This is a genomic window from Dorea ammoniilytica (assembly GCF_025567415.1).
In the GTDB taxonomy this organism is placed as follows: Bacteria; Bacillota; Clostridia; order Lachnospirales; family Lachnospiraceae; genus Claveliimonas; species Claveliimonas ammoniilytica.
In genome coordinates this window covers 23,553-30,156 of sequence record NZ_JAOQJV010000024.1, presented here as the reverse complement: position 1 = coordinate 30,156, position 6,604 = coordinate 23,553, and the positions used below count along the sequence as shown (strand labels likewise).

The following is a 6,604-nucleotide window of genomic DNA, read 5'->3' as shown; positions in this document are numbered from 1 at the left end:
GCTCTTACAATTACGAATGGAATACCATATCTCATCTGCTTGCTTGCATCCAGTCCACTACCTACTGTGATAGCACGCACACTTACAGGAAGCAGGAACTCTGCATTGTAACCCATTACTGTAATGAACCAGTATGGTACCGGATTCAGTCCAAGGTTTGTACACAGTGTCAGGATGATCGGAATTGTTACGGCTGCTGATACGGTAGAGTTAGTAAGCTCTGAGATCAGGACTGCTGACAGTACAAATACTACGATGATTGCAAGGTCGCTTGTCAGGTGCATATCTGTGATAACCTTTGCGATACCTGCTCCGGCTCCTGAACCATTTACGATATTACCAAGTGCAAGACCGCCACCGAACAGAAGCATCATGCCCCACAGCATATTTTTCTGAGCATGTTCCCATGTAAGGATTGGGTTCTTTTTATCAGCTGATGTGATAACGAATGACAGCGCACCAAGGATTGCGAAAATGTAAGCAGGCTCCAGTGATGGAAGTGCCTTTGCAAACAGTGGTCGAGCAAATGCACCAATCATAGCTAACAGGAACAATGTTCCACAGATCTTTTCGTCTCTCTTCATAGTTCCGAGCTCTGCATAAGCTTTCTCAAAGTAATCCTTTGTTCCTTCCAGCTTCTCACCTTTACGTGTGAAGAAGAAGAACATCAGTAAAAGTGTAACAATTGCTGTCAGGATAAAGAACGGAAGGATACGTACAATCCAGTCGACATACATAAATTCATGTCCTGATAACTCCTGGAAGAAAGAAATAGCAGCTACGTTCATAGCTCCACCCAGCGGAGAACCTACACCACCAAGTCCGGCTCCCCATCCAATACAGAGAAGAATCGGAACTGCCGGAGCTGCTTTCTTGATATCTTCATATCCTGCGGCATGGATCATAGCTACAGCGATAGGTGTAAACAGTGCACATACAGCTACGTTAGGCAGGCAGGATGAGAAGATCATACTTGCAAGCAACCATACTGTAATTTGAGATTTCATAGAAGGTCCTACCAATGAAAGTACCTTCAGAGCAACTCTCTTGTCCAGTCCTGTTGTTGCCCACGGAATCGTCAGCAAACAAGAACCGAAGATCAGGATAATACTTCCTGATGCATACTGAGCAATAACACCACTCTGGTCTACCATACCAAACAGTGCATTGATACCAACCGGAAGGAATGCTGTAACTGTCAGGCTGACTGGCTGTGTTGCCCACCAGAATACCATCCACAGCAAGGTTCCGATTGCCATTGCTCCTGCTCCTCCGAGTGCGCTCTTCAGTGCCACTGAAGCGATCGCAAACAGGACAGGACCAATGATTAAGTAGGTAAGTCTTTTCTTTGTGTCCATAATCATTTCTCCTTATCGTTTGTCCTTTTAGATTATTTATTATCTGTTAAAAGAATATCAAACAATTCCAAATCCGAAAAGTAGCTATTAGGGTGGGATTGCGTAAGGAATATTACCCATATTTCTCAACTACTTATATAAATTAGGTAATTTACCCGATATTTTTTTAACACAGCGCTCCGCTTTTATCATATATTTTCTCTTATCCAACCTTTTTTTGTTAAATATCTTTGCATGCAAAAAGCAGATGACAAATATCATCTGCTTTCAGCACACACTATTTACAATTTTATTCACTCAATCCGTCATAGTTAACCGGGCTTATCCCCAGACAAGTCCTTTTCCTGCTTCTACTGCTTTATCATAGATTACCTTTGCAGCCACCAGATCCTGCGCAGCCACTCCAACAGTCTCATATACAATGATCTCGTCGTCATTCTCTCTGCCTTTGATCTTGCCATTGATTACATCTCCAAGGCTTCCCTGGATATCATCTTCTGTAATAATTCCGTCAGCAATCGGGATCAGCAGATCTCCTGTCTCAGACAATGCTGCTTCCTTGGAATCACAGATAATCTTAGATGCTCTTGGCAGGATAGCTGGATCCATCTCGTGTTTATGAGGCTCATAGGTACCTACGCAACTGATTGTTGCACCGGCCTTTACTTTTGTTCCGTCAAACACCGGCTTTGGTGAAGGTGTAACCGTAATGATCAGATCTGCATCCTCGATACATTCATCTGAGCTTGCTGCCGGAAGGATCTTGGCACCATAAGAAGCCAGTTCTTCCTGCATCTGTTCTGCAAATGCCTTACATCTCTCCTCATTCAGGTCAAATATCTTCACTTCTTCAAGCTTCCTTGCCGCAAGCATTGCCTCAAGCTGAGTCGCTGCCTGTCCGCCTGTACCGATCATCGCTCCTTTTTTGCAGTCCTTCTTAGCCAGCAGATCAAACGCCGCACCAGAAGACGCACCCGTTCTGAGCTGTGTCACATAAGTACCGTCAAGCATCGCGATCACGTAGCCTGTCTTTCCATCGATCAGCATTACCTGCGCCGGTGACGTCATAAGCCCATTATCAATATTGTGTGGGAAAATGTTAATGACTTTCATTGCTGCTGCATCCATCTCTGGTGCATATGCCGGCATGAACAAAAATGCTCCGTCGTATTTACCGTTGACAACTGTACGAAGCGGTGTATCCACCGTACCGTCCACTACCATTTTGAAAGCCTTTTTATCCGCTTCGATAATATCTTTCATTGTAATTACACTTTTAATATCTTCTCTGGAAAGTAATAACATAATAATCTAATCCTCCTATTGCAATATCATCCATTTTGCTGTCTGTTTTTTATCCGATCAGGAATCCATACTTCAGCGGATCTTTGCCATCGATCAGATAGGTAGCCACGCCGGTCAGATAACAGCTTCCTGTTACCTTCGGCACTACTGCATCATAATCTGCCACCTTGGTCACTTCTTTGATCTCACCCTTAAACAGCGAACCCATGAAGCTCTCGTATACAAACGGCTCACCTACGCCAATCTCACCCCACTTATATAGTGTTGCAAGTTTCGCACTCGTTCCCGTACCGCATGGAGAACGATCCGCCTGTGCATCGCCAAAGATAACCACATTACGCATATCTGCTTTATCCGGATTCGGTGTTGGTCCATAGAACTCTACCAGATCCACAGTATCAATATCCAGCTCTGGATGTTTAACCGGAATCTTCTCATTGACTTCTTTCAGTATTTTCATACCAAGTGTTGTATACGCAGGAACTGTCTTTGCATTGATCGGTCCGATATCCAACTGTTCGCTGTCTACTAATGCGAAGAAACTTCCACCAAATGAAATGGTAAAACGAATCTCCTTTCCATCAATCGTTACTGTCTGATTCTCCTGATACACAAATGCCGGCACATTGGTCAAGGTTACACTCTCTACCTTACCGTCCTTTACCATAGCTTTTGTTCGTACGATACCTGCCGGTGTGTCCAGCACAACCTCATTCTCGCCCTCATGAGACTCGATCATACCCGCCTCGATAACAACCGTTGTTGTACCAATTGTACAGTGTCCGCACATATTCAGAAATTCACCTGTCTCCATGAATACAACGCCAAAATCCGCTTCCTCATGTACCGGCTCGCAAAGTACTGCACCAAACATATCATGATGTCCGCGCGGCTCTAACATCAGTGCTGTACGGATGTAATCGCAGTTCTCCTCCAGCCACTTTTTCTTTTCAATCATCGTGTTGCCTTGCGGTTCCGGGATACCGCCTACCAGAATTCTGCAGAACTCTCCCATGGTATGTGCATCCACAACTTTCAGCTGCTCCTCAAACCGGTCAAAATTGACATTTATCTTGTAATCCATTGCCATATGCCTCCAATTACTTAAAGTTAATATATTTTGAGTCGATCAGAAGCTCCTCTTTCCTGAACCCTGCTTTTGTTTCTGCTTCAAACTTGTCCGGTGCGATTTCTTCCATAGATACGGAAATATCGTCTGGTGACCATACACCTGATTCTTCAGCAAGTGCCTTTCTTACCGCCTTTGCCAGATTCTCTTTCATTTCTTCACTTTTTCCCGGATATAATTTTACACTGATATGTGGCATATTAATTTTCTCCCTTTTTCTTCTCTTTCTGATTTGATACAACAAAGCTGATTGCCATGTAGATCAGTACTACTGCAACGATATATGTCAGAATTGTTGTTGGCATAGATTTGACAATGAAATACGCGATCAATACACCAATGACACCGGTAATGCTCATGATGACTGCTGCATCTCTATTGTATCTTCCAGACTTCACAAATTCGAGACTTGCAGGCGGCATCAGCAATGCGCAGGAACCCATCATAATCGGAAATGCAACAGTAATATTCATTCCCACTAATGCGCAGAGCGCCATACATGGTGCATAAAGACCTACTCCCGCACACATCAGCATGCCAAGGATAAAGTTAATAGCAACTGACAAGATCAACTTGCCGCCACTGAGTCCTGTTGCCGTTCCTAACATACCGAATGGTCCAAATCCATTGACTTTCATTACCAGCAGTACTGCCACACACGGAAGCGTTACTGACAGAATCATACGGATCTTCTGAACCGGGAGCTTTGTAATTACTTTTGATCCCACAATGCCGCCAAGCATTGCCGCTATCAACATAGAGAATAATGTAACCGGCTCTACTTCCACGATTTTCAGAAACAGCAGTGCTTCCACACCTACCGGGATGGCAAAGATAACATTGCCATTACCTGGGAGTTCTTCATCCGGACTAAGCTTGGTAAATTTGAAAAATGCTGCCTGTGTCGCATTACTTCCAACTCCCAGCGTATCCAGAAGATTTAGTATAAACCCCATAATTCCATAAAGAACTTTTGTCTTCATTGGAACATCCTTCGAGCCATTTTCTCTGCTGTCTTTCACCAACAGATAGAAAAACCATACAACAAACACTACGATTGCTATTCTTAATATTGTAATCATACCCGTTCCCCAATCTATCCTTTCTCACTATGCGTAATCGTTAACAGTAACTATTCGTGATGGTAACCATAATCTGCATCCAGTGCCCATGGCTGCATTGCTCCGCCTTCTTCCGCCGGTCTGCAGTTCTGAGCATAGATGTTCAGCACACCCTTCTGCTGCTTGAGTGGTGGACGCACCCATGATTTTCTTCTTTCAGCCAGCACCTCATCAGATACCAGAAGATTTACAGTACCTCCTGCAATATCCATCTCAATCTCATCACCATTCTCTATCAGTGCAATCACGCCGCCATCATATGCTTCCGGAGAAACATGACCAACAATTGCTCCATAATTAAATCCAGAGAAACGTGCATCTGTGATCAAACCAACTTTCTTATCCAATCCAAGTCCGATCAGTGCATCAATACTGAGCATCAGCTCCTTCATACCAGGTGCTCCTTTACAGCCTTCGTAACGGATAACCAGAATATCTCCCGCCACGATCTCGCCAGCCATGATTGCCTTATATGCATCCTGGTCACATTCATATACTTTTGCCGCGCCTTTAATATACATTACTTCTTCGTAGACAGCTGTCGGACGTACAATTGCTCCTGCCGGAGATATGTTGCCGCGGAGAATCTTAAGTCCCGGCTCCTTTGCTACCGGATCTTCCATCGAATGGATCACCTTATTCGGCTCACTCTTAACCGTATCCAGAATCTCACCCCAGGTGTTTCCATACATGGTCGGCGCATCTGTATGAAGCTTACCGGCAAGCTGTTTCATCACCTGCTTTACACCGCCCGCATAATGGAAATCTACAACCGTATACGGACCACTTGGGATAACCGCGTTGATACAGTAAATCTCTTTTGCGTATTTTTCAAAATCTGCTAATGTGATCTTAATTCCCAACTCATATGCATATGCCAGAATGTGGAGCACCGCATTGGTAGATCCGGCGACTGCCATATCAAACATGATCGCATTTTCCAGAACATCTTTCGTGATCAGCTCTTTTGGTGTTCTTCCAGATTTGGCAAGCTGTACCATATATTTTCCGGCTGCTCTTGCGGCACGAAGTCTTGCATTATCCGATGCAGGAATTGTAGATGTGCCAGGCATTACAAGGTTCAATACCTCTCCCAACATCTGCATGGTATTGGCTGTTCCCATGGATGGACATGCACCAAATGATGGGCATACACATTCTTCCATATCAAATAATTCTTCTTCAGATGCCCCAGAGAATCTTGCCGCATCGAGGTCCGCTTCTACAACTGTCTTTCCGCAGTGATTACCGGCCTGCATAGATCCACCGGTCACTACCATAGCCGGGATATCCAGTCTGCACGCTGCCAGATAACATCCGGCAATGATCAGATCACAGGAAGCCACACAACAGATAGCGTCAAAGTTATGTATTCTGGACACAAATTCAATGGACATTGCTACGATATCTCTTCCTACCTGTTCGTACTTCATCTCATCAGCACCATTGGCCACATTACCACAAGTAGCCGGAATTCCAAATTCTACCGGAATTCCTCCTGCTGCCCAGATTCCTTCTTTCACAGCCTCTGTCACCTGTCTCAGATGTGCCGTTCCCGGAGAACCTGCCATATAGGAATTCGGTACTCCGATGTGTGGTTTCTTGCGGATATCCTCATCTGAATAACCCGCTGCCTTCATCATAACTCTTCGATGTGCTGCTTCTGCTCCGTTCCAATAACTGTAACCCAT

General features: G+C 44.6%; 6 protein-coding genes. All 6 read right to left on the bottom strand.

Annotated elements, in window-relative coordinates; translation table 11 throughout:
- On the bottom strand, positions 1-1,358 hold a 1,358-nt coding region (locus OCV65_RS12560; protein ID WP_262582333.1), incomplete at its 3' end, for an SLC13 family permease.
- A 321-nt stretch (positions 1,359-1,679) separates the two neighbouring features.
- Positions 1,680-2,663, bottom strand: a complete 984-nt coding sequence (locus tag OCV65_RS12555) for an ornithine cyclodeaminase family protein (RefSeq protein WP_118383068.1) — start codon at positions 2,661-2,663, stop codon at positions 1,680-1,682.
- A 49-nt stretch (positions 2,664-2,712) separates the two neighbouring features.
- The gene (locus OCV65_RS12550) at positions 2,713-3,747 is read right to left on the bottom strand and encodes a proline racemase family protein (RefSeq protein WP_262582332.1); all 1,035 of its coding nucleotides are present in this window, start codon (positions 3,745-3,747) and stop codon (positions 2,713-2,715) included.
- 16 nt (positions 3,748-3,763) lie between these two features.
- Complete coding sequence (locus OCV65_RS12545) at positions 3,764-3,991, bottom strand: tautomerase family protein (RefSeq protein WP_262582331.1); 228 nt, start codon at positions 3,989-3,991, stop codon at positions 3,764-3,766.
- 1 nt (position 3,992) lies between these two features.
- Positions 3,993-4,874 (bottom strand): anion permease, encoded by an 882-nt coding sequence (locus OCV65_RS12540; protein ID WP_262582330.1) that lies wholly within the window; start codon positions 4,872-4,874, stop codon positions 3,993-3,995.
- 50 nt (positions 4,875-4,924) lie between these two features.
- Positions 4,925-6,604: a dihydroxy-acid dehydratase gene (gene ilvD / locus OCV65_RS12535; RefSeq protein WP_118452479.1), complete on the bottom strand. Its 1,680-nt coding sequence runs from the start codon at positions 6,602-6,604 to the stop codon at positions 4,925-4,927.